The sequence below is a fragment of the Desulfoluna sp. HI9BLuna genome, from assembly GCF_056829775.1.
This window is the reverse complement of sequence record NZ_CP186555.1, coordinates 713,496-734,719: the sequence shown is the minus strand read 5'-3', so window position 1 is coordinate 734,719 and position 21,224 is coordinate 713,496. Positions and strand designations below refer to the sequence as shown.

At 60.4% G+C, this 21,224-nt stretch carries 18 protein-coding genes; 11 read left to right on the top strand and 7 right to left on the bottom strand.

Going from position 1 to position 21,224, the window contains the following annotated elements:
• The first annotated feature begins 75 nt into the window (after positions 1–75).
• The 4 genes from ACOYW0_RS02700 (at position 76) to ACOYW0_RS02685 (ending at position 6,378) form a co-directional block, all read left to right on the top strand.
• Positions 76–3,123 carry an efflux RND transporter permease subunit gene (locus tag ACOYW0_RS02700; RefSeq protein WP_482417048.1) on the top strand — a complete coding sequence of 1,016 codons (3,048 nt, stop codon included), beginning with the start codon at positions 76–78 and terminating at the stop codon, positions 3,121–3,123.
• Positions 3,120–4,505: a TolC family protein gene (locus tag ACOYW0_RS02695; protein ID WP_482417047.1), complete on the top strand. Its 1,386-nt coding sequence runs from the start codon at positions 3,120–3,122 to the stop codon at positions 4,503–4,505. Before ACOYW0_RS02700 ends, ACOYW0_RS02695 begins: the two co-directional genes overlap by 4 nt.
• Positions 4,506–4,766: 261 nt before the next feature.
• Positions 4,767–5,438, top strand: a complete 672-nt coding sequence (locus ACOYW0_RS02690) for a hypothetical protein (RefSeq protein ID WP_482417046.1) — start codon at positions 4,767–4,769, stop codon at positions 5,436–5,438.
• Positions 5,439–5,526: 88 nt separating this feature from the next.
• Entirely contained in the window at positions 5,527–6,378 is an 852-nt protein-coding gene (locus ACOYW0_RS02685) for a GNAT family N-acetyltransferase (protein WP_482417045.1), read from the top strand.
• Between the two features lie 112 nt (positions 6,379–6,490).
• Here the strand turns inward: ACOYW0_RS02685 and ACOYW0_RS02680 are convergent, their stop codons facing one another.
• Both ACOYW0_RS02680 and ACOYW0_RS02675 read right to left on the bottom strand, forming a co-directional pair.
• The gene (locus tag ACOYW0_RS02680; RefSeq protein ID WP_482417044.1) at positions 6,491–7,204 is read right to left on the bottom strand and encodes a class I SAM-dependent methyltransferase; all 714 of its coding nucleotides are present in this window, start codon (positions 7,202–7,204) and stop codon (positions 6,491–6,493) included.
• Complete coding sequence (locus tag ACOYW0_RS02675; protein ID WP_482417043.1) at positions 7,185–8,438, bottom strand: glycosyltransferase family 4 protein; 1,254 nt, start codon at positions 8,436–8,438, stop codon at positions 7,185–7,187. The genes ACOYW0_RS02680 and ACOYW0_RS02675 overlap by 20 nt, the downstream gene beginning before the upstream one ends.
• 373 nt (positions 8,439–8,811) lie before the next feature.
• Between ACOYW0_RS02675 and ACOYW0_RS02670 the strand changes: the two genes are divergently transcribed.
• Positions 8,812–9,468, top strand: a complete 657-nt coding sequence (locus ACOYW0_RS02670; protein WP_180144044.1) for a lactate utilization protein — start codon at positions 8,812–8,814, stop codon at positions 9,466–9,468.
• A 261-nt stretch (positions 9,469–9,729) separates the two neighbouring features.
• The gene (bamJ, locus tag ACOYW0_RS02665; RefSeq protein WP_482417042.1) at positions 9,730–10,347 is read left to right on the top strand and encodes a BamJ family beta-barrel-assembly machinery protein; all 618 of its coding nucleotides are present in this window, start codon (positions 9,730–9,732) and stop codon (positions 10,345–10,347) included.
• A 102-nt stretch (positions 10,348–10,449) separates the two neighbouring features.
• On the opposite strand, the gene ACOYW0_RS02660 is transcribed toward bamJ, so the two are convergent.
• The 3 genes from ACOYW0_RS02660 to ACOYW0_RS02650 all read right to left on the bottom strand — a co-directional run bounded on the left by ACOYW0_RS02660 (position 10,450) and on the right by ACOYW0_RS02650 (position 13,167).
• Positions 10,450–11,364: an OmpP1/FadL family transporter gene (locus tag ACOYW0_RS02660; protein WP_482417041.1), complete on the bottom strand. Its 915-nt coding sequence runs from the start codon at positions 11,362–11,364 to the stop codon at positions 10,450–10,452.
• Positions 11,291–11,671 carry a hypothetical protein gene (locus ACOYW0_RS02655; RefSeq protein WP_482417040.1) on the bottom strand — a complete coding sequence of 127 codons (381 nt, stop codon included), beginning with the start codon at positions 11,669–11,671 and terminating at the stop codon, positions 11,291–11,293. The genes ACOYW0_RS02660 and ACOYW0_RS02655 overlap by 74 nt, the downstream gene beginning before the upstream one ends.
• 158 nt (positions 11,672–11,829) lie before the next feature.
• Positions 11,830–13,167: an acetyl-CoA hydrolase/transferase family protein gene (locus tag ACOYW0_RS02650; RefSeq protein WP_482417039.1), complete on the bottom strand. Its 1,338-nt coding sequence runs from the start codon at positions 13,165–13,167 to the stop codon at positions 11,830–11,832.
• A gap of 177 nt (positions 13,168–13,344) precedes the next feature.
• On the opposite strand from ACOYW0_RS02650, the gene ACOYW0_RS02645 reads away from it, so the two are divergent.
• The 4 genes from ACOYW0_RS02645 (at position 13,345) to ACOYW0_RS02630 (ending at position 17,948) form a co-directional block, all read left to right on the top strand.
• On the top strand, positions 13,345–14,904 hold the full coding sequence (locus ACOYW0_RS02645; protein WP_482417038.1) for a sigma 54-interacting transcriptional regulator: 1,560 nt from the start codon (positions 13,345–13,347) through the stop codon (positions 14,902–14,904).
• Between the two features lie 107 nt (positions 14,905–15,011).
• The gene (locus ACOYW0_RS02640; RefSeq protein WP_482417037.1) at positions 15,012–15,437 is read left to right on the top strand and encodes a MarR family winged helix-turn-helix transcriptional regulator; all 426 of its coding nucleotides are present in this window, start codon (positions 15,012–15,014) and stop codon (positions 15,435–15,437) included.
• Between the two features lie 120 nt (positions 15,438–15,557).
• Complete coding sequence (locus ACOYW0_RS02635) at positions 15,558–16,913, top strand: Na+/H+ antiporter NhaC family protein (RefSeq protein WP_482417036.1); 1,356 nt, start codon at positions 15,558–15,560, stop codon at positions 16,911–16,913.
• Between the two features lie 333 nt (positions 16,914–17,246).
• Positions 17,247–17,948, top strand: a complete 702-nt coding sequence (locus ACOYW0_RS02630; protein WP_482417035.1) for a 4Fe-4S binding protein — start codon at positions 17,247–17,249, stop codon at positions 17,946–17,948.
• 31 nt (positions 17,949–17,979) lie between these two features.
• On the opposite strand, the gene ACOYW0_RS02625 is transcribed toward ACOYW0_RS02630, so the two are convergent.
• Complete coding sequence (locus ACOYW0_RS02625) at positions 17,980–18,504, bottom strand: TFIIB-type zinc ribbon-containing protein (RefSeq protein ID WP_482417034.1); 525 nt, start codon at positions 18,502–18,504, stop codon at positions 17,980–17,982.
• An 18-nt stretch (positions 18,505–18,522) separates the two neighbouring features.
• Complete coding sequence (locus tag ACOYW0_RS02620) at positions 18,523–19,848, bottom strand: HD-GYP domain-containing protein (protein WP_482417033.1); 1,326 nt, start codon at positions 19,846–19,848, stop codon at positions 18,523–18,525.
• A 266-nt stretch (positions 19,849–20,114) separates the two neighbouring features.
• Here ACOYW0_RS02620 and ACOYW0_RS02615 point away from each other — a divergent pair, with 266 nt between their 5' ends.
• Positions 20,115–21,011, top strand: a complete 897-nt coding sequence (locus ACOYW0_RS02615) for a DNA glycosylase family protein (RefSeq protein WP_482417032.1) — start codon at positions 20,115–20,117, stop codon at positions 21,009–21,011.
• Positions 21,012–21,224 lie beyond the last annotated feature (213 nt).

The following is a 21,224-nucleotide window of genomic DNA, read 5'->3' as shown; positions in this document are numbered from 1 at the left end:
GGTCGAACTTTTCAAACGTTTGGCTCCCGGCAGACCGCCGGAGGCACGTTTTGATCTAAAAAAAGGAAAGAAGGGATGACGTTGCCCGATTTTTCGTTACGTAATCAAACCACCGTGATGTTTGCCATGGTGCTCCTGCTCCTGGGGGGCATCTGGGGCTATTTTCGCCTGGGCAAGCTGGAAGACCCGGTCTTTACGGTGAAGACGGCCATGGTGATGACCGTATATCCCGGGGCCTCTCCCCATGAGGTGGAGCAGCAGGTGACCCGGCTTATCGAGGAGGCGGTGCAGGGCGCCGACGAGGTGGACAAGGTGCGCTCGGAATCCCGTGCCGGGCTCTCCCTGGTCTACGTGGATTTAAATGAGTGGGTCCGCTCCGACGACCTCCAGCAGCTCTGGGACATGTTGAGGCGCAAGGTGACGGCCGTCCAGGGCCAGCTCCCCGAGGGTGCCCTGCCTTCGGAGGTGATGGACGACTACGGGGATGTGTACGGGCTGTTCATGGCCTTGTCCGCCGACGGGTACTCCCTGGCTGAGCTTAAAGAGTACGCCGATTACATCCGTCGCGAGCTTATGCTGGTGCCCGATGTGGAGCGGATCACTTTTTACGGCATCCAGCCCGAGGTGGTAACCGTGGATGTCTCCCGGGCCAAGTGCGCCTCCCTGGGGATCCCTCCGTCCCGCATTGCGTCCATGCTCCAGGCCCAGAACACCATGGCCCCGGCCGGGGCCATGGACGTGGGAAGCCTCCGGGTGCGTATCCAGCCATCCGGGGCCTTTGGGTCGGTGGATGAGATCGGGGAGCTGGTGATCCAGGGGCAGGGCGAGGAGCAGGTGCTCTTGAAGGACCTGGCCACCATCACCCGGGAGTATCTGGACCCTGCCGAACCCCTGATGCGGTTTAACGGCAACCCGGCCATCGGCATTGCCGCGTCAGCGGCAGACGGCGCCAACGTGGTCACCATGGGGGAGGCGGTGAACGCGCGCCTGACGGAGCTCATGGCGGGCCTTCCCGTGGGCATTGAGCTCCACAAGGTCTACTACCAGTCCGACTTCGTCAAGGACAAGATCAAGGGGTTCATGCTTAACCTGGCCGAGTCCGTGGCCATTGTCATCGGGGTGCTTCTCGTGACCATGGGGCTGCGCAGCGGGCTCATCATCGCCGCCAACCTGGTCCTGTCCATCATGGGGACCTTTATTGTGATGCTGGTCTGGGGCATCGACCTGCAGAAGATCTCCCTGGCCGCCCTTATCCTTGTGATGGGTATGATCGTGGACAACGCCATCGTGGTGGCCGACGCCGGGCTGGTGAACCTGCAAAAGGGGATGACGCGACACAGCGCCATTGCCGAGCCCACCCGCCAGAGCGCCGTGCCCCTTTTAGGGGCCACCATCATCGCCTGCTTGGCCTTTTTTCCCATCTACATGGCCCCCACCAACACCGGGGAGTTCTGTGCCAGCCTCTTTCAGGTGGTGGCCATTGCCCTGATGTTCAGCTGGTTCCTGGCCATGTCCCAGACCCCGGTGTTCTGCTACCGGTTTCTCACCGTTCCCGAAGGCAAGGGCAGTGAGGATCTCCACAGCGGGCCCACATACCGTATCTACAAGCGACTGCTGGACACGGCCCTTCGCCATCGCCTGTTGACTCTGGGGCTGATGGTCGGGTTGCTGGTCCTGGCCGGGGCCGGTATGGGGATCGTGGAGAAGCGTTTCTTCGCCGATGCCGACACCGCCCAGTTCGTGGTGGACTACCGACGCCCGGAAGGCTCCCGCATCGACATGGTCTCCGAGGACCTGAAACTCGCCGAAGCCTTTGCCATGGAGATGGAGGGCGTCACGGGCGTGGCCACCTGCGTGGGCCAGGGGCCCCCCCGTTTCATGAACGCCGTCAACCCCGAGCCCAAGATGGCCAACTACGGCCAGCTGATCATCAACGTGGAGGATTACCGGGAGATCAGCGGGATGATGGAGGAGCTGGCCCGGTGGTTTGCCGAGTATCTTCCCGAAGGTGAGCCCCACATCACCAAGTACATCAGCGGGCCCAAGGCCGACTACCGGGTGGAGGCGCGGTTCACCGGCCCCGACCCCGCGGTGCTGCGTTCCCTGGCCGAGCAGGCCCGGGAGGTGATGGCCGACACCCCCAATGCCATCAACATTACGGACGACTGGCGGGAACGCTCCCTGGTCTGGGAGGCCCTGTATGTCCAGAACAAGGGGCGCCGTGCCGGGGTGGAGCGAACGGATCTGGCCCGGGATCTCCTGGGGGGAACCGACGGGGTGACCGTGACCAGCTACCGGGAGCATGACGAACTCATCCCGGTGAAGGTGGTCTACTCCTCACCGGACCAGACCGACCTTGCGGCCCTGCCGGTGTGGGGTGTCTCCGACGCCGGGGTCCCCGTGGCCCAGGTCACCGAGGGCAGCGACTTTTTCTGGGAAGATCCCGTGATCCGCAGGTACAACCGCCGCCGCGTGATCCGTGCCCAGTGCGATCCTGCGGGAACCATGACCTCCGATACCCTGCTTCAGCAGATCCGGCCCCGGGTGGAGGCCATCCCCCTGCCTGCCGGGTACACCCTGGAGTGGGAAGGGGAGTACGAACTCTCCAAGGACAGCAACGAAGGGGTCAGTGCCTTTCTGCCGGTGAGCCTCGTGGCCATGGTGATGATCCTGGTGTGGCTCTTCAACGGGGTCCGCCAGCCGCTGATGATCATCACGATCCTGCCCCTTGCCCTGGTGGGCATGTCAGCGGGCCTGCTGATTTTCGGCCAGCCCTTCGGGTTCCTGGCCATGCTGGGGGCGTACAGCCTCATTGGCATGATGATCAAGAACGCCGTGGTGCTCATCGACCTCATCGATGAAGACATCAAGGGCGGCAAAGACCCCCTGGCAGCCGTGAAAGAGGCATCCCTGAACCGCATGCGGCCGGTGATGATGGCTTCCGTAACCACGATATTCGGGATGATCCCCCTGATTTTCGACGTGATGTTCGTCTCCATGGCGGTGACCATCATGGTGGGGCTGGCCTTTGCAACGGTGCTTACCCTGGTGGTGATTCCGGTGCTCTACACACTTTTTTTCAGGATCCGGACGGACAGGACCGCAGGGGAGGTGGCAGCATGATGGCAAAACGGATTGTGGGATTCTTTTTAGGGGCGGCCTGTGTCGCGCTGTGCGTGGCCGGGCCTGCCGGGGCCGCGGAACAGATGAGCATCGAGGAGGCCGTGGCCGAAGCCCTGCGAAGCAACCCGGCCGTGACCGGTGCCGACGCCGAGGTGGCGGCCTCCAGGGAAGCCCTCACCAGCGCCCGGGCCGATCGGCTGCCCACCCTGTCGGCCGGGTACTACTGGACAAACCATAACCGGGAACCGATCCAGAAGAGCGCGTGGGGAACCTTTCCCGCAGGCTACAAGGAGGAGGCCGGGTGGGATGTGCAGCTCGTGCAGCCCCTGTTTTCGGGCTACGCCCTGAAGACGGCCCATGACCTGGCCCGGCTCGGGGTGGACACCGAAGAGCTGAACCGCCGGGAGACCCTCCAGCAACTGGCCCTCAGCGTGCGGCAGGCCTGCCATCGCCTGCTCCTTGCCAAGCGGCTCCAGACCGTGGCCGAGGACGAGGTGATCTCTCTCACATCCCACCGGCGCGTGGCTGTGGTAAACCACGAGCAGGGTTTGATCCCCCTGAACGATCTCTTGAAAGCGGAGGTGGCCCTTGCAGAGGCGGTACAGAACCGCAACCTGGCCGAGTCGGAGACGGACAAAGCCCGCATTTCGGTTAATCGGCTGTTGCATCGCGACCCCTTTGAGCCCCTTGCCATTGCCGACAGGCATGCGCCTCCCATCTGGGCCCAGAGCAGCGCGGAACTCGAATCCCTGGCCGTGACGCGGCGACCGCTGGTGGCCCTTCTTCGCCTGGGGATCCGGGAGGCCACATTGGGGGAGACGGCGGCCAAGAGTGCCTATTACCCCAGGGTCGACCTGGTGGGGCGCTACGCAAAGGCCGGGGACGGCCCCATTCCCGATGACAACGCCTTTACCCATTCGGACTCGGCCAGCATCACCCTGCAGGCATCCTGGACCCTCTGGAACTGGGGCAAGACCGGTGCCAACGCAGCAGAGCAGGCCCAGCGCAGGCGGTCTGTGCAGGCCTCTCTGGCAGATGCCGAGGCCGCGGTGAAACAGGATGTGCAAAACGCGCTTCTGGATCGGACCGTGGCCCTGAAGAACATCACCACCGCCGAGAAGTCCCGGGCCCAGGCCCGGGAGAACTGGCGGATTACCCGGGTGCAGTACGACCAGCAGGTGGCCACCTCCACCGACGTCATCGACGCCCGGACCTACCTTACATCAGCCGATTCCAATTACTATCAGGCCCTCTATGCCTACATGGATGCCCTGGCCGTGTTGGATTACGCCACGGGAAAACCCGTGGTGCGGCCGGCGGCAGGGGAAAACAGCTCCGATATGAACGGGGATGGATACCTCTCTGCCGGGGTCGGGAAGTAATCACCGAACCGACACGGCCTGTGCCGTGGCAAGGCCCCTTTTGGGGCATCGTAACGATACGACGGGGCCTTTACGGTTCCGTCATCCGGTTTCGAAAGGCCTGAACACCCTTTCGGAAAGTAAGTCTCCTTGGCGTGCAGGGAGGAGCGCGGTTGGGCTCCTCCCTGCTTTTCGCGTCCTGATTTCCATGGAGTTATTGAAAAACGCGACCCGCCCGAGGCGAGTCGAATCGTTGTACCTATGAATCGTGAGCGTCAGAGTATGGAATCCCCTTGTTCGTTGACTTCGTTGAGCGGCACCTTTGCCCGCTATTTTTTTTACGCGTTCCTTGCCGGGGCCATGGCCCTGTGCATCACCTGGGAAGCCCTGAACACGCCTTCCGCCTATCTCTTCGGAGAGGACTCGCTGCTGGAGGCCCTGCAGGTGGCGGCCCTTTTTTTTACCATGGTGTGTGCCTGGACCGCAGGCTACCGGGATCCTTCGCCGAACCCGGTGGCCACCATGCTGGTGGGGGCGGCCGCCATGGCCGGGATACGCGAGTTTGATTTCTGCCTGGACCGGTATCTCTTTGACGGCGGTTGGCAGGTCCTTGTGTGCCTTACCGCGCTGCTCACGGCTGCTTCCGTGTATCGAGACCGGGAAGCGCTCCTGGACTCCCTCCATGGGTTTGTGGGCAAGCCCAGCTTCGGGCTCATGGTGGGCGGGTTTGTTACCGTGTTTGTCTTCTCCCGGCTCTTCGGGCGCCAGGTGCTCTGGCGGGGCATCATGGGGGACGGGTACATGCCGGTGGTGAAAACCGCGGTGGAGGAGGGCACCGAACTCCTCGGATACACCCTGATTTTTATCGGCTCACTGGAGTTCCTCCGGGAGTCCCGCTGTGCCAGTGTTGTGTATAATGCGATTGATCATGTGAGGGGAAATGGGATAGACTGAAAGGCAATGGAAGCGTGGCTGGTTTCACGTCGCTTCGTGCATGGAGCAGACCCAGGGCATCGGGTCTGTCGATGAGATCGGAGGGAGCATGATGAGTCAGGAACAGGCGACCATACGCCGGATGGATCAGGAAGATTTGGCCATTGCCATTGCATGGGCGGGCCAGGAAGGGTGGAACCCCGGAATTCACGACGGGGCCTGTTTTTACGCCTGCGACCCCGAAGGCTTCTGGATTGCCGAGGTGGACGGCGAGCCCGTGGCGCTTCTCTCATCTGTTCGGTACGCGGCCCGTCTCGGGTTCCTTGGCTTTTACCTTGTGAGGCCGGACTGCCGGGGCATGGGCGTGGGGCGCGTGGTGTGGCGCCAGGGAATGGACTCCCTGGAGGGCTGCACCGTGGGGCTCAACACGGCCGCTTCCTGCGAAGCCAAATATCAGAAGATGGGCTTTCAAACCGCCCACCACGTGATCCGCTATCGCGGGGGCGCAGGGGGCGTGCTTCAGGCCGATCCTTACCTGCTTCCCCTCACCGATATCCCCTTTGACCGGGTCGTGGCCTTTGACACCACCTTTTTCTTCTCCAGCCGGGAGGCCTTCCTCGCTTCCTGGATCACGCGCCCCGGCGTTATTGCTTTAGGGATCCTCCAGGACGGCCACCTTGCCGGATACGGCGTGCTGCGCCAGGCCTGGGACGGCTTCCGCATCGGGCCCCTGTTTGCCCTGAACCCCTCCCATGCCCACAGACTCTACATCGCCCTGAAAGCCTATGGCGGCGAAGGCCCGGTCTACATGGATATCCCCGACGCCAACCCCAACGCTATGGAGCTGGCCGAAGCTTTTGGCATGGAACCCGTCAAAAAAACCGTGCGCATGTACTCCGGCGACCCTCCCTCGCTGCCCCTTTCAGGCATCTACGGCCTGACCTCCCTGGAACTGGGGTAAAAGCTCAAAAAAGCCTCCGGCGGCCCTGCCGGAGGCCAGCTGAGTGGTTACAAAAAAAGGGCGTGATTCCCGGGAATCACGCCCTTTGTGTGTTTAATGTCCTGTGGCGCCGTTATTTGTCCTTGGTAAAGTAGAGCACCAGGCTCTTGCCCATGACCGGGTTGAGGAGCCTGTCCATGAATTTTGTGATCTTGGGCTGGGAGAGGATGTCCCACTCCAGGAATCGTTTGTACAGGTTCACGGCCCAGTGGTCGGTGCGGGTGGGGCCCACGAGGCATTTCAGCCACCAGTAGGGGGCGTGGATGCTGTGGGCGTGGTGGGCGTTCCAGTAGGAGGCCCCCTGTTTTTCGATGAGGCTCACCAGGGGCTTTTTCTTGTAGATGCGCACATGGCCCATGTTGGCATTGAAGTATTCATCGGAGAGGAGCCAGCAGATCTTTTCGGGCCAGAAGCGGGGGACGGTCACCACCAGGTTATGGCCGGGTTTCAGGACCCTTAAGATCTCTTTGGCCGCGGCGTCGTCATTGGGGATGTGCTCCATCACCTCCGAGCAGAGGACGATGTCGAAGCTGTCGTCGGCAAAGGGCAGGTTGGTGATGTCGGCCATGGTAAAGGCCCAGGAGCCCCCTTTGTGGGCGCCCAGGTGGTCGTGGAACTGGAGTCGTTTGACGCCCTGCTGCAGGTCTTCATGGGAGAGGTCGGCACCGATGGCGGTGACCTTCTCGTATTCGTAGGCGGCACTGATGTGGCGGCCCGGGCCGCAGCCGATGTCCAGGATTCGGTAGCCGGGTTTGACGTCCAGTATGTTAAATTTTACGGTGATCACGGATGGCCTCCCTGTACGCTGCCACGGTCTGCTCGGCGGCGTTTTTCCATGTAAACTGTTCCTGAACGCGCTTGTAACCCGCCTCGCCCAGCTCCTTTGCTTTTTCGGGGTTGTCCAGCAGATGGCAGATGGCCTCTGCAAGGGCCTCGGGACTTTCAGGCGGCACCAGCATGGCCGCGTCCCCTGCCACCTCGGGCAGGGCACCGCCGGTGGTGCTGATCACCGGGATCCCGCTGGCCATGGCCTCGCCCACGGGCAGGCCGAAGCCTTCGTACACGGAAGGGACTACGGCGATGGACGCCTTGGCGTAATGCTCCCGGAATTCTTCGTTTGAGACCCGGCCCGTGAAGTCGATGAGGTGGCCCATGTCCAGCTTTTTCACCAGCTTTTCAATGCCGCCTCCCTCCTTGGGGGTGCCGATGACGGTGAGCCTGATGTCCCGGTGCTTGCTGATGGCGTGCACGGCCTGGAGGAGGTAGTAGAGCCCTTTTAACGGCTGGTCCGCGCTGTTGGTGACGATGAGCCGGTTGGGTTCGCGCTGGATGTGGGGCAGCGGGTAGAAGAGTTCGGTGTTGATGCCGTTGGGCACCACGTGGAATCGCTCTGCCGGGACGTCGAACTCGGCGTGGATGTCGGTTTTGGAAAACTCCGAGACAGTGATGAACTTGGGAAGGCGCCTGACCACCCGTTTCTGCATGCCGATGAAGGAGTACCACCTCAGGTGTTTCACTTTTTTCCAGAAACTTCGTACACTGCGTACCGCGATCTGGCGGTCCCGGGTGATGGGGTGGTGGATGGTGGCCACGGTGGGGACCAGGCGGCTCAGGGCCAGGATGCCGTAGGAGAGGCTCTGGTTGTCGTGGATGATGTCGAATTCGTGGACGCGGTGCTTCAGGTGGTTGTACGCCCTGTACCCGAAGGTTTCGGGCTCCGGGTACCCCATGGTGGAGATGCTCAACCATTCCATGAGGTTAATTGGGTTTTTTAGCTCTCCCACAGTAGGGGTGCGAAAGGGGTTTTCCGCGTTGTACAGGTCCAGGCAGTCCAGCATGGTGAGCTTGGCCTTGGAATCCAGGAGGGGATCCGGGGGCCCGGCCACCACCTCCACGTGGTGACCCAGTTCGGTGAGGGCCCGTGCGAGGTTCCTCACATAGACACCCTGGCCGCCGCAATGGGGATTGCTGCGGTAACTGATCATACAGATGCGTAACGGGCGGCTTGCTTCACGGGTCATACCGCCACCTCCAACGAATGAAACCTGATGTCCTTGCACATAACACACTCCTCACCTTCTGCGGGTGCCGGCCACCGCCGCTCCCAGGGTACTGCCATTACTTACGGATATGCTCCGGGGCCCTCAAAACAGCCGTGAACCGCGGCGAAAGCATAAGAAACTATACTTACCCAACGGCTTGAAACGAGGTCAAGCACTTTTTAGGTTGTGGTAAAAATGGTCTCTGAGACAATCAATGATCGATAAACAAAGCACATCTTAAGGGCCGGGGAGGCGTCTTCTTCTTGCAGGGGGCGCTTCTCCCTGATAGCTAATGGGATATCCCCGGGCAACGACCCGCCGAGATACCGACAACAGCAAAGGAGACACCCAAATGAAAGATCCCATCGACGCCTACTGGCGACTGCGCCTGGAATCCGTGAAGGAGCGCCTGGAGGCCAACAACTTCACGGTCTTTATCGCCGATGCACCTGAAGACGCCAAAACCATCGTGGAAGAAGAGATCCTGGCCAAGTCCGACGCCAAGAGCATCTCTTGGGGCGGTTCCCTCACCCACGTGTCCACCGGGGTGTATGAGATGCTGAAAAACCGGGACGACCTGGATGTCCTCGACACCTACGACAAGAAAGGCTTTACACCGGAGGAGGTGGGGGAGCGTCGCAGGCAGTCCCTTCTCTCCGATATATATGTGACGGGCACCAACGCCGTGGCCGAAGACGGCTACCTCGTGAACCTGGACATGGTCGGCAACCGCATCGCAGCCCTTACCTTCGGGCCCAGGGAGGTGGTGATCCTTGTGGGGCGCAACAAGATCGTTCCCGACCTTGAATCCGCCATGGACCGCGTCAAAAACTACGCGGCCCCGGTGAACGCCATGCGCCTGGACATGAAAACCCCCTGCGCCAAAACCGGCGTGTGCCAGGACTGCAAGAGCCCGGCACGTATCTGCAACACCTGGACCATCACTGAAAAGTCCTTTCCCAAGGGCCGGGTGAAGGTGATCCTTATCAACGCGGACCTGGGATTTTAGCATTTCAGGTCGTGGTCGCCGGAGTTCTTCCGGGCAACGTGCAATAAGAAAAAATCTGTGATATTGTCCGGCACGGCTGGGATTGACGAGTTCGATCCCAGCCCTTTTTTTATGTCGTCGACATGCAGCGTGTTTTCCCTGGACGGGTGGCCTTTCACGAGGGTGACGGGGGCTTTTCTTTGGATGCGGCTGTGTGTGGTCCGATATGTCGGCCGAAGGAATCGGCCTCAACCCAAAGACAAGACAGAAGGTGGTAGACCCATGGTCGTAGATTTCAAGAAAGTGAGCTATATCCTTGCCCAGAGCATCGGCGGTGACTTCCGGCGCAAGGGCTTCGACATCGACGCGGATATTTTCTGCGATTCCTTCAGAGCAGCCATGAAAGGCGAGCAGCCCACCATGCCCGCAGGTGAGATGCAGCAGGTGATGATGGCCTTCCAGCAGCACATGCAGGAAGAGATGCAGAAGGCCAAGGACGAAGTCGGCGAGAAGAACCGCGCCGAGGGCCGGGCCTTCCTCGGCGAAAACGCCAAGAAAGAGGGCGTGGTGGTCACCGACTCCGGTCTTCAGTACACCGTGGTGGAAGAGGGCACCGGCAAGACCCCCAGCGCCAAGGACCAGGTCACGGTTCATTACGAAGGCCGTCTCCTTGACGGTTCCATCTTCGACAGCTCCTACAAGCGTGAGCAGCCCGCTACCTTCCCCGTGAACGGGGTCATCGAAGGATGGCAGGAAGCCCTTCAGCTCATGAAGGAAGGGGCCAAGTACGAGCTGGTAATCCCCGCCTCCATCGGCTACGGCGCCCAGGGCGCAGGGGACGCCATCGGTCCCAACGCCACCCTGTGCTTCACCGTGGAGCTGATCAAGGTTCTCGGCTAAGTCGATTCAGTTCGGCAGGCATGAAAAACCCCCGGTGACCTCAGGTCATCGGGGGTTTTTGGGTTAGCGGGGCGGCCGTGTGTCCTGTGCCAGGGGCCGCCATCACCTGAACGTGTATTGCATCCCTGTACCGATAATCCAGAGATCCTTTTCATAGGTGACGTCGTGGCTGTCGGTTTCATCCATGTAGAAGAATTTCGTGACCCCGACGTTGAACCTGAGCCCCGGCGAGGGCGCCGCCATGAATCCTGCCGATATGCCGTGGAAGGTGTTTTTTGAAAGGGTGGGGGAGTAGTCCTCCTTGCCGATGCCGGACTCGGCAAAGCTGTAGCCACAACTGATTTTGACGGTCTCGCTGAGGGCGTATTCGGCGGCAATGGACGCCTCGAAGGTGTTGTCGAGATCATCCTCATCACCCTCCCAGTTCACCTCCTCGTGCCAGATGTAGTTGAAATCGCTTGCCAGTGTGAGGGCCTCGGATGCCTTCCAGGCCACCCCGAGGGCCGTCATGGCCGGAAAATCCTTTCGGTATGTGTCCCCCTCGCTGCCGAGTTGCCTGGCAAACGCCGGGGCAAGAGAACCTTTCATGGTGTCCACATCCCACTTTACTTTTGTCCTGAATTCATGGCGGAAACCGATGTTCCAGGACGGGCCGGGGGTGTAGTTGAAACCGATGATGGGGGCAAACCCGGTGCCCGAGGTATCGTAGTCCAGCATGTTCCCCCCGTCGATCTTATACTCCCTGCTGCCGCTGACAACCCGTCCCACAAGGGAAAGAGAGAGCTTGGCATTGACTGCAAAGGCCCCGCCTGCGTATCCCCCCAGCCAGGCCGAAGTGACCTCTTCCGGGAGGATGGGGCCGGGGGCTTTTCCCCTTGTGGCCACGAGCCCGGCAAGTTGCGTGGCGGTCAAGCCCGAAGCCTTGTCCAGAATGATTCCATTATCATAGTTGAGGGTGCCTCCGCCGCCGATGACCGTGGCCCCGGAAAACAGGCTCCACCGTTTTCCGTTCTTCATGACGAACAGGCCCGGGACAGCCCATGTGGTGGTGGTTGTCTCGTGCTCCACGCCCCCCTTTGCTGTGGGTGAAGGACTTGGGCATGATCTGGTTGGATACCCAGATATAAGTTCCCTCACCGAGGCGGACGGCACCTGCCGGGTTGTAGAGGGCCGCGTCCACGGAGTCGGTGGCGGCCACACGGGCCGGCATGCGGGTCCACTCCGCACTTAAGTCGGTGTTGTTTTCGATGAGGCTCGCCGGAGCCACGGAGGCCCGGACACAGACCGCCAGCATGGCAAGGGCGGCATACAAACGTCGTTTCATCACTCTCTCCTGATGTTGACTCACTAAAAAAATACGGTAACGACTCAGGTTGCGTTTGCCTCCGGTGGCCCTGCCGGGGTTCAAGCGTTCCAATTAGGTTCCGGAACGTTTTTTGAGGCGATTTTTCTGAAAAAACGACCTGCCGGAGGCTTTTTGCGTTACGCCGCGAGCTCAGCGTCCTTCAGGGCGCTGGCCGAGATCAGGCCTGCCTTGACCGCGCTTCGGGCGAGGGCCTCGCGGAAGTCGGGGTGGGCGATGGCGATGAGGGCGGCAACTCGTTCCGGGATGCTCTTGTGGGCCAGTTCAGCGATGCCGTGCTCCGTGACGATGCACTGGACATCGCTTCGGGGGGTGGTGACGGCGGTGCCCGGTGCAAAGCTCATCTGGATGCGGGAAAAACGCTTCTTTCCGGAGCCGGAGGTGGACTTCAGGGCGATGAAGCTCTGGCCGCCTTTGGAGAGGCGGGCACCGCGGACAAAGTCGAGCTGGCCACCCGTGGCGCTGTGCTGGGCAAACCCGATGGACTCGCTGGAGACTTGTCCGGTGAGGTCCACGGCCAGGGCGTTGTTGATGGATACGAAGTTGCTGTGGGCTCCGATGATGTTGGGATCGTTGACGTAAGAGGCCGGGTACTGCTCAAAGCAGGGGTTTCGGTGCATGAAAGCGTAATCCTTGGCGGCGCCCATGCCAAAGGCGGAGATGATCTTTCCCGTGTGGAGCTCCTTTTTTGCGCCGGTGATGACGCCCATTTCGTAGAGCCTTACCATGGAGGGGGTGAGCAGCTCGGTGTGGATGCCCAGGTCTTTTTTCTCTGACAGGCGGTCCCCGATGGCGTCGGCGAGTTTGCCGATGCCGAGCTGGAGGGTGGCCCCGTCGGGGATCCGCTCGGTGATGAGATCCGCGATGGTCTCTTCAATGGCATCGGGGAAGGTGGCGGGGAGCTCGTCGCAGGGGTGGCTCACTTCGCACAGTGCCGCAACCTCGGACACGTGGACATGGGCCTTGTCACCAAACACGTAAGGGGTCTGGTCGTTGACCTGGCAGTAGATCTTTTTCGAGGCGGTAAGGGCTGCGTGGCCCACCAGGGTGCCGCTGGGTCCCAGGCTCATGTAGCCGTTTTCATCGGGAGGAGAGACCTCCAGGATGGAGGCATCAAAGCCCCCCTGCAGGCTCAGCTCGTACATGCGGCTGAAGTGAATGCTGATGGGAGAGACGCAATCGCCCTGGGCAAGGAGCATGCGTTCGATGGGCCCCATGAAACAGCTGAAGTAGTTGACCTTCTTCTGCTGCTCCGGCGAGAGAAAATCCGGAAGGGTCATGATGAGGGCGGAGTACATGTTCAGGGTGCCGATGTCGGGTGATGCGGTGATGGCGTTGATCAGCTCCAGGGGGAAACTGGCCGCCGGGGAAGCAAAGACCGTGGCGTTTTCGGGCAGGGAGGCGGCAATGGCTTCCGGTGTGGTGAGGCGCTCTGCGTAGGTTTGTTTCCAACTCATGGCTATTCTCCTTTTCGGGTATTTGGATTGCAAACATTGGCCGAAAGGGATATCAATATTCGTGCCGGAAGGAGAAGTGCGGTAACTTCGGCATGTTGGGGATGACCTGATTTTGTGAAAATGAAATGTCATGTCATTTGATGCGATATTTCGTTTTAAAAAGGATATATCGCATTGATGAGAGAGGAACGATTTCGAGAAGTTGTGCGCTGCATCTGCGGCAGCCTGGATATCGACAAGGCCCTGTTTGATGTGTATCAGTACCTCAAGGATGAACTCCCCCTGGACGGGGTTATCATCACCCGCTACGAGACCGAGCGGAAACGCGCCCGTCTCATCGCCCTGGCCTACGACGGCGGCGGGCACCTGGTGAACGAGTCCTTTCCCATTTCCGATACCGCCTGGGAGATCATCACCCACTGGCAGCGTGAATCCCGGTCGGCCACCACCCCCTGGATCAGGGACCACACCCACCCCATCAACCGTGAGATCTACAGCCTGGTCAGGACAGTGATCCCCGGCTTCCTTCTGGAAAAAAACGACGGCAGCTTCTCCTCCATGACCTGCGGGCTCACCGTGGGGCAGACCCTCATCGGTAACCTCACCTTTGCCGTGGAGGGGCTGGACTGCTATCACACCGGCCATGGGGCCATTGTCACCGAAGTGAAGGAGCCCTTTGCCATCGCGTTGTCAAACGCTTTGCGGTACATGGACCTGGTGCAGGACCACAAGGCTCTCCAGCAGGAGAGCCGGATGGACGGGGTGATGGTGGGGGGAGATACCGGCCTTCGGGAGGTGCGTTCCCTGGTCTCCCAGGTTGCCCCCACAGACACGCCGGTGCTGCTTCTGGGAGAGACGGGCACGGGCAAGGAGGTGGTGGCCGGGGAGGTGCACAAGCTCTCCAGCCGTTCGGGGGCCCCCCTGATTCGCCTCAACTGCGGTGCCATTCCGGACTCCCTGGTGGACTCGGAGCTCTTTGGGCATGAGAAAGGGGCCTTTACCGGCGCCATCGAGATGAAACCCGGGCGGTTTGAGCGGGCAAACGGCGGTACCCTGTTTTTGGATGAGATCGGGGAGCTGCCCCCCGCTGTGCAGGTGAAACTCCTTCGGGTGATCCAGAGCGGGGAGTTTGAACGGGTGGGGGGAGGGGAGACCCTTCGGGCCGATGTACGGATCATCGCCGCCACCCATCGCAACCTGCCCCAGATGGTTGCCGACGGCAGGTTTCGCCAGGACCTCTGGTACCGACTCAACATTTTTCCTGTCCGGATTCCCCCGCTGCGTGAGCGCAAGGAAGATATTCCCCTGCTCCTTGATCACTTTATCCGTGCCAAGATCCGGGAGATGAACCTCGGTACGTCCTCAGCCATGGCCAAAGGAGAACTGGATGCCCTCATGGCCTATGATTGGCCCGGTAATGTGCGCGAGCTGCAGAACCTGGTGGAGCGGGCCCTGATTCTCTCCCAGGGAGGTCCCCTGCGATTCCCGGTGCTGGCCCCGGTCCTGGACGAACCGGCCTCTTTCGGTTCGATCCCATCGGAGCCCAGGGGGCTCTCCATGGATGCGGCGGTCACGGCCCATATCCGCCTTGTCCTTGAAAAGACCCGCGGCAGAATTGCCGGAGACGGCGGGGCCGCCGAGCTTTTGGGCATGAACCCGAGCACCCTGCGGAGTCGGATGGTCAAGCTCGGCATGTCGTTTCCTTCAGAGCGCGGTCCCTATAAAACAAAGGACTGAGCCCCGGGAGGATGCCAACACAAATGCAAGGGAGGGAAAAGGACTTGACTTAAGTTTGATATCAAACTATATTGTTCGTCAATGAACGTGACGCCAAGGAGCCGACAGTGAAAACAGACCACATCATCGCCCTGATTGCAAAAACCAGGGAGAAGTCCAACGCATTCATCCTGACGAAGCTGAAAGAGCTGGGCATCGAGGGACTTGCCCCGTCCCACGGGGATATCCTTGTCAACCTGTTCCAGAGCTCTCCGCTGTCCATGAAGGAGCTGGCCGAAAGGATCGGCCGGGACAAGTCGACCATCACGGCCCTGATCAATAAGCTCATCAAGCTCGGGTACGTGGAGAAGCGCAAGGACCTTGCCGACAGCCGGGTCACGCTCATTGGCCTCACCCGTGAGGGAGAGGAGCTCAAGCCCGATTTCGAGTATGTCTCGGCCAAGCTTCTTGCCACCACCTTCAAGGGCTTTTCCCAAGGTGAAAAAGAGCAGGCGGTGCAGCTCCTGGAACGGATTCACGGGAATTTTCCCTGAAAGGCGAGTGAGGGCTCCCGCAGCGGGCTGCGGGCGTTTTTTTTAATTAAATAGTTTGATATCAAACTTTATCGGCGTTGCTCCAGGCCAAGGCCTCGGCAACCCACGAAGGTGATACCCATGAACCCTGGCATTGTCTCGTTGGCACCGGTGACCCTCACCCTGCTTCTGACCTTTTACTCCCGCAACATCGTCCTGGCCCTTTTTGCCGGGGTGTTTGCCGGGGGGCTTCTCCTGGATGTCGCCCAGGGCACCTTTTTTGCCGGAATCAACGGCATTGCGGCTGTGTTTGAAAGCAGCTGGTCTGCAAAGGCCATTCTCTTTGTGCTGATGACAGGCTCCCTGGTCCACGTCATTGAGCAATCAGGAGGGGTGAAGGGCTTTGTGCGGCTGTTGACCTTGAAAAAAAGGGCCGTCAAGAGCGCTCTGGGGGCGGAGGTCCTCGCCTATCTTTTGGGCCTGGTGCTCTTTGTGGACACCACCGTCTCCATTGTGGTCCGTGGGGTGGCCATGGGGCCCTTGTTTGACGCCCGCCACGGAAACCGGGAAAAACTTTCCTACCTCATCGATTCCACCTCCGCATCCGTAGCGTTTTTGTCTCCGGCCACCGCGGCAGGTGCCTTTCTTGCCGCTTTGATCGGGGCCCAGGTCTCGTCAGGGGTGATCGGCGGGGACCCGTTTCGCCTGGTGCTCCAGGCCATACCCTTTCAGGTCTATTCCATGGTCTCCATCGCCATTGCAGGGGGCGCGATTATCGGCAGGAAAAAAGTGGCTCTGGCAGGGAGGAAAGGCCGGGACACGGATGCCGGGGACCGGTCTGAAATGATCCAGGGTGTTCCAGAGTCAGGGGCTGTGAACATGCTGCTCCCCTTGGGCCTTTTTATCGTTGGGGTCTTTGGGCTCATGGTCCTCACCGGAGACGGCTCCGCCTCCATCTTTACGGGTATTCTGTTGACCCTGATGGTGACCGGCGTTTTTTACAAGGCCCGGGGCGTGGTGGACACCCAGGGCTATATTGCCTGGTGCGTCCAGGGCATGGCCTCCTACCTTGAGATCGCCCTGGTCCTCACCCTCTCCTTTGCCTTGAGCGACCTGCTGAACCAGCTGGGGACGGGAGTCTATCTGGCCGGGTTCGGCCACCATGTCCCTGCGGCCCTTGTACCGGCCATGGTGTTTGTGGGTGGGGCCCTGATCTCCTTTATGAGCGGAACCGGCGGCGGGACCCTCTCCATCCTCGTTCCCATTACCATCCCCCTGGCCGCGGCCCTGGACGTCAGTGTTCCCCTGGTGCTGGGGGCCTGTGGTTCCGGGGCTGTTTTCGGCGATCACTGCTCCCCCATCTCCGATACCACCATCCTGGCGGCCAAGGTGGCGGGGGTGGACGGCATGGCCCATGTCAGGGCCCAGATGCCCTTTGCCCTGACCGGTGGTGTGATCAGTTTTTTGATGTTTCTGGCCTTGGGCGTTTTTTTGTAGGTGCTTTCGTTGCGTTGGTCGTGACGCTTTAAAGCGTCGATTCGTAGGGTGCACTCCGTTCACCCTACGGGCTGTGGGCTTTTTGGGACGGTGTCATTCTCGTTAAAGCCAGGGGAATCTCATATGTCCTTCATCGGGTTTTTTGGAAAGAATGACATGGGCCTCTCCTGCAAAAATGCTTGCCACAGGTCACACGTCACGCGAATGCCCCGAAAACGATTGCATGATGCCTGCCTTCATGCATTCGCCACAGGGTTGCCAGGTGCCCCCACCTGGCCGCCGGAGGCTTTTTTTGAACCGAATAGTTACCCTTATCTGAAAGGATGTAAGAAGATGAAACGTGCAGACGTGTATGAAAAATTCGATGCCATCGGCAGTCTTGTGTTTGCCACCGTGGACAAGGGCGTTCCCCAGACCCGGATCGCCCATTTGTTTGCCTTTGACGACGAGGGTCTCTACTTCAGGACCATGGTCACCAAGGCGTTTTACAAGCAACTGAACGAGACCGGCCTGGTGTCCATCTGCGGCATGTACCCCACCACCACCATTGCCCATGACGATGAGGGCATGCCCTCCTTCGAGCCCGGGTACACCATCCGTGCCACCGGAGAGGTCAGGGAGATCCCCCTGGAGGCCCTCAAGGCAAAGGCTGAGGAGAATGAGATGTTCATGCTGGGTGTCAAGGACATCAAGCAGTACCCGGCCATGACGACGTTTTGCCTGCACCGGGCCTGGGGGGAGGTGTTTGATTTTGATTTCGAGAAGGAGAACCGTCCCCACAAGCTGGAGCGGACCCGGTTCTGTTTCGGAGGGCAGGAGGTGCCGTTCCAGGGCATGCGCATCACCGAGGCGTGCATGGGGTGCGGGGCCTGCCTGGAGAAGTGCTCCTTTACGGCCATTGGCCGGGAAGGGGACCGATGCGTCATCGATCCATCGCGATGCGATGTCTGCGGAGACTGTTACACGGTGTGCCCGGTGGATGCTGTGGAGATCGTGATCCAGGATACACTGGTGCGGGGAACCGCAGGACACTGAACGGCCTTGTGGCGGCACCCCGCACCGTGTTTTACGGGTGGGTGAGTTCCTGCCGGAGCAGGGCCAGGGCGCGATCCTGGTCGGGGTGATCTTTCAGGCGCTCTGCCAGTTCCATGATGGCGTCAAAGACGGACTCTCCCAAAAGGTTCTGGTTCATGGCAAGGAAGCTCTCCCGGTTTTTCTCCCGGCTCTGTTTCCGCTGCCAGGACGAGGACCAGAGAACGCTTAAGTTGTCGGCCAGGTTGGTCTCGGCAATGCGCTGCCACTCTCCCTTGTCAAACCAGATCCCGCCGCAGGCCGTGCATTTTTCCAGGAAAAAGGGCTCGTCGAGCTCGATTTTGGCCCGGATCATGATGCCGTGGCCGGAGGGGCACAGGCCGGTCTTGCTGTCCTGTCCCTCCGGGGCCGATTCCCCGTCTGCCTCTGTGACGGTCATGTCGGCCACTTCGGCACGGCTCCCCGGCAGAAGCCACATGCCGCCGCAGGCCTTGCAGAAGTAGGGTGAGTTGTAGCCGGTCTGTTTCAGTTCCGTGGTGGTGCACTTCGGGCAATTCATGTGAGTCTCCAGTGTGTGTCAGTAGTCCAGGCTGTCCATGCCTTCATGAAAATAGGTTTTGAGGATCTCGTCGAGCTCCTCTCGAAAGATCTTCTCCTTGCCCCCGTATTGATCGTAAAGGGGCTTTGCGATGCGGCCGAAGGTGTCCAGAAGCTGCGGGTCAAAGTGGGTGCCCCGGCCCTCCTCCAGGATTTCCATGGCCTCGTCAAAGGACCAGGCCGTTTTGTAGGGGCGCCTGGAGGTGAGGGCGTCGAACACGTCGGCAATGGCAAATACCCGTGCCGTGATGGGGATCCCGTCTCCTTCAAGGCCCATGGGGTAGCCCTTGCCCGTCATCTTTTCGTGGTGGGACCGGATCACCTCCAACGCGTCGTTGAGCCACGTGGAGCGCTCAATGATGTCGCATCCGTGGTCCACGTGTGTCTTCATGATCTCATATTCATCGTCGTCCAGGCGACCGGGCTTGAGAAGTACCTCATCGGGAACACCGATTTTGCCCACATCATGGAGAAAGGCCCCCTTGATGAGGGTGCGCATGGTCTGGGCGGGAAGGTTCAGCTCCTCGCCCAGGCGGGCTGCGTAGATGGTTACCCGGTAGTTGTGGGCGTTGGTGTCGCTGTCCCGCTGGGCAATGGCGCTGCCCAGGGTCTCCAGGGTGTCCAGGTTGGCCTCCAGGAGGCGGACGGAAAACCGGGTGATGCGCTTCGTAAGCTTCAAGACCACCGGGTAGATCACGGCCGTGGTAATAAGGACAATGAGCATGGCCCCGATCATGGCCCTGAGCCCGCGCATGCGGAAGGCCTTGATGGTCTCCGGGGAGAAGGCGAAAAATCCGTTGATGATTCCCACGTTCTGGCCGCTGCTGTTGGACAGGGGAAGGGCGCTTTTGAGATAGGGGCGACCGGCAATGCGGACAATCTCGTAACGGGGGGCGCCCCTGTCGGGTATCAACAGGGGGGAGGCTTGCTGGGCTTCTTTGACGGCGCTTAAGTGGTCGTGGGTTTCATTGTAGAAATCGATAACCTTGGCGCCTTTCAGGTCGTAAATGCCGATGAAGGCAAAGGCCCCGGACTGGATGGGGGTGCGGGTGGCGCTGAAGTCGAGGACGGCCTGGTGCAGAGCATCGGCATCCAGCTGGTCCGGATCGGCCAGGAGGGCTTCGTTTCTTCCGGAGAACAGGGCAAGGCGATCCACGGCCACGGCAATGGCTTCACGGCTGACCCGGTCGCGCTCCATGAGAAGGACCCCGGCGCCCATGACCAGGGAGAGCCCGATCCCCAAGGCCACAAGGCGGATAATCAGGGTACGGTGGACAAAGGTGTGAAGAGAATGTTTCTGACCCATAATGAAAATCCCCTTTGACGAGGGCTCCGGCAGTCTTCACGGTGGCCCGGTTGGCGTTTTGTGACCAGCTTGGGCGACTTCAGTGCGGCCTTCTTTTTCGATGTTCCCTTTTCGTTTCTATATACAGCACAGTTTACCGGGCAAATCAATCGGCGGAACAGGGCCAACGCATTTCAGGGGCTTGCCCCGGGGGGCATTGTCTGCTTTGATGCAGCCGCCTTTCACGTAACCGGGGCCCTGCCCCTTAACCCATTGCCCGGAGTCCCATGACAACAACGACCCTTTCCCTGACCTGCCCCGACGACTATTCCCTTGAAACCCTCTGCTTCACCCACGGCTGGCGCCAGCTTCGCCCCTTCCACTGGGAGGAGGACGCCGGGATGCTTCGGTATGTGCTCCACACCGGGGCACGGTCCGTGGACCTGCTGGTCTCCCAGGCCGGTGACACCCTTGCCGTTGAGGTGACCGGGGACAGCCCCCTGGCCGAAGAAGAGAGGTCCGTTTTGAAAACGGCCCTGACCACCATGCTGGCCCTGGACAGGGAGACCGCCACCATCAAACGCCTGGCCCATAAGACCTCGGAGGCCCACGCAACCCTGGTGGCCCAGGGCGCCGGGCGGCTGCTCACCGCGCCCACGGCCTGGGAAAACGCCGCCAAAACCCTTTTGACCACCAACTGCTCCTGGGCCCTGACTCGAAAGATGGCCGAGGCCCTGTGCAGCACGGCCTTTACCGAGCCCGCCCCATCAGGCAGGTGCCCCTTTCCCGCCCCTGCCGAGGTGAACCGTTTCAGCGCCGAGGAGCTTAAAACCCTTGCCCCCGTGGGCTACCGGAGTGTCTATCTCAAGGCATTGGCCCACTGTTTTGTGGCAAACCCAGGGCTCGAAACCCTTTTGTCGGGTGGGAGGCTAAGCCACGGCGAAGCCAGGGCACAGATCTCTAAGTTCAAAGGATTCGGGGAGTACGCCCGGATTCATCTCATGACCCTTTTGGGCTTTTACGGCGAGATCCCGGTGGATTCCGTGGTGAGGGGGTACATGAAAGCCGTCCACGGTGTGACGGATATTCCCCCGTTTCTGGACGCGCAGTACGGAGACTGGGGAGTGAACCGCTGGTGGAAATTCAAGATGGAGTCCATGCTGCTGGGAAAAAATTTTCCGTGAAGTGATTTGGGGCCTTCGTCTGTCTCATCCACGTTCGGGTGAGGGGCAGGGAAACATCAAAGCAAAAACATGCCTCCGGCGGGTCGCTTTTTTGAAAAAAAGCTCCGCAAAAAACGTTTCTAATGTGAAAAAGTGGAAATTATTTCGGCGGAGCCTGGAAAGGCTTGCTTAAGAACTGTTTGCCAAACGTTTTAAAAGTTTGGCCCCGGCAAG

What these genes read in the sequence shown, in the direction of transcription:
- ACOYW0_RS02700 (WP_482417048.1), top strand. Translation starts at nt 76, where the DNA reads ATGACGTTGCCCGATTTTTCGTTACGTAATCAAACCACCGTGATGTTT.
- ACOYW0_RS02695 (WP_482417047.1), top strand. Translation starts at nt 3,120, where the DNA reads ATGATGGCAAAACGGATTGTGGGATTCTTTTTAGGGGCGGCCTGTGTC.
- ACOYW0_RS02690 (WP_482417046.1), top strand. Translation starts at nt 4,767, where the DNA reads ATGGAATCCCCTTGTTCGTTGACTTCGTTGAGCGGCACCTTTGCCCGC.
- ACOYW0_RS02685 (WP_482417045.1), top strand. Translation starts at nt 5,527, where the DNA reads ATGATGAGTCAGGAACAGGCGACCATACGCCGGATGGATCAGGAAGAT.
- ACOYW0_RS02675 (WP_482417043.1), bottom strand. Translation starts at nt 8,438, where the DNA reads ATGACCCGTGAAGCAAGCCGCCCGTTACGCATCTGTATGATCAGTTAC.
- ACOYW0_RS02670 (WP_180144044.1), top strand. Translation starts at nt 8,812, where the DNA reads ATGAAAGATCCCATCGACGCCTACTGGCGACTGCGCCTGGAATCCGTG.
- bamJ (WP_482417042.1), top strand. Translation starts at nt 9,730, where the DNA reads ATGGTCGTAGATTTCAAGAAAGTGAGCTATATCCTTGCCCAGAGCATC.
- ACOYW0_RS02660 (WP_482417041.1), bottom strand. Translation starts at nt 11,364, where the DNA reads ATGAAGAACGGAAAACGGTGGAGCCTGTTTTCCGGGGCCACGGTCATC.
- ACOYW0_RS02655 (WP_482417040.1), bottom strand. Translation starts at nt 11,671, where the DNA reads ATGAAACGACGTTTGTATGCCGCCCTTGCCATGCTGGCGGTCTGTGTC.
- ACOYW0_RS02650 (WP_482417039.1), bottom strand. Translation starts at nt 13,167, where the DNA reads ATGAGTTGGAAACAAACCTACGCAGAGCGCCTCACCACACCGGAAGCC.
- ACOYW0_RS02645 (WP_482417038.1), top strand. Translation starts at nt 13,345, where the DNA reads ATGAGAGAGGAACGATTTCGAGAAGTTGTGCGCTGCATCTGCGGCAGC.
- ACOYW0_RS02635 (WP_482417036.1), top strand. Translation starts at nt 15,558, where the DNA reads ATGAACCCTGGCATTGTCTCGTTGGCACCGGTGACCCTCACCCTGCTT.
- ACOYW0_RS02630 (WP_482417035.1), top strand. Translation starts at nt 17,247, where the DNA reads ATGAAACGTGCAGACGTGTATGAAAAATTCGATGCCATCGGCAGTCTT.
- ACOYW0_RS02625 (WP_482417034.1), bottom strand. Translation starts at nt 18,504, where the DNA reads ATGAATTGCCCGAAGTGCACCACCACGGAACTGAAACAGACCGGCTAC.
- ACOYW0_RS02620 (WP_482417033.1), bottom strand. Translation starts at nt 19,848, where the DNA reads ATGGGTCAGAAACATTCTCTTCACACCTTTGTCCACCGTACCCTGATT.
- ACOYW0_RS02615 (WP_482417032.1), top strand. Translation starts at nt 20,115, where the DNA reads ATGACAACAACGACCCTTTCCCTGACCTGCCCCGACGACTATTCCCTT.